Raw genomic sequence first — 865 nt, 5'->3', positions numbered from 1 at the left:
AATCCGCGCCTTAACTGTGGTCGATAATTTTAGTCGCCAGTGCCTGGCCATTCACGTCGGCCAGTCGCTCAAGGGCGAAGACGTAGTAGCTGCGATGCAACGCTTACACCAGCAGGTAGGCGTGGTGCCCGGGCGCATCCAAGTGGATAATGGGAGCGAATTTATCAGTAAAGCACTCGACCGCTGGGCTTACAACCAGCACGTGACGCTGGACTTCTCCCGACCCGGCAAACCGACCGATAATCCGTACATTGAATCGTTTAATGGCAGCTTTCGCGACGAGTGCTTAAACGTGCATTGGTTCCTGTCGCTGACGGATGCCCAGGAAAAGATTGAGCACTGGCAACAGGAGTATAATGGCTTCCGACCCCACAGCTCGTTGCAGAATTTAACGCCCGATGAAGTGGTGGCGGCCGCCGCTAGCGTCGAGCTTCAGAACGCCTGATGCGCTACTTTCGAGCGGCCCAATAAATGGGAGGAGGTCACTGCAAGTGCTGCTCCTGCTGGCGTATCACCTCCGGCCTACTGTGCCGCTCATCTGGTTGGCCGGCCTGCTCTACGGCCTGCCGGCCCATCGGTCTGTTCGGGCGGGCCATGCAGGCCAAGCCATTGCTCCTGCGCGCCCGCAGCTAGGTAGTTGGAGGAGCACCTACCTGGCAGTGCCTTCGCCAGCTACCCAGCCCGGCCAGGAAATACTGAGGCCACCCTGGTGGCTCACCCTAACGCCCTCTGAAATCTTTCATCCGGGGTGATTCAACCGGCCCTGCTAGAGCCTGTTATGAACTTGTGCCGAAATTCGGGGTATGGCTTACCCCAGCGATGTAAAAGACGACGAATGGACCTTCGTGGCCCCGTACCTGTGCTT

Annotated in this window: 1 protein-coding gene; it reads left to right on the top strand. The window is 58.2% G+C overall.

Going from position 1 to position 865, the window contains the following annotated elements; genetic code table 11:
• Positions 1-445 (top strand): integrase core domain-containing protein (locus tag BEN49_RS15300; RefSeq protein WP_141765687.1); only part of this gene is annotated, 445 nt, incomplete at its 5' end.
• Positions 446-865 lie beyond the last annotated feature (420 nt).

The organism is Hymenobacter coccineus (genome assembly GCF_001816125.1).
Classification (GTDB): domain Bacteria; phylum Bacteroidota; class Bacteroidia; order Cytophagales; family Hymenobacteraceae; genus Hymenobacter; species Hymenobacter coccineus.
Note: the sequence above shows the minus strand (reverse complement) of the source record. Positions and strands in the feature narration are given on the sequence as shown.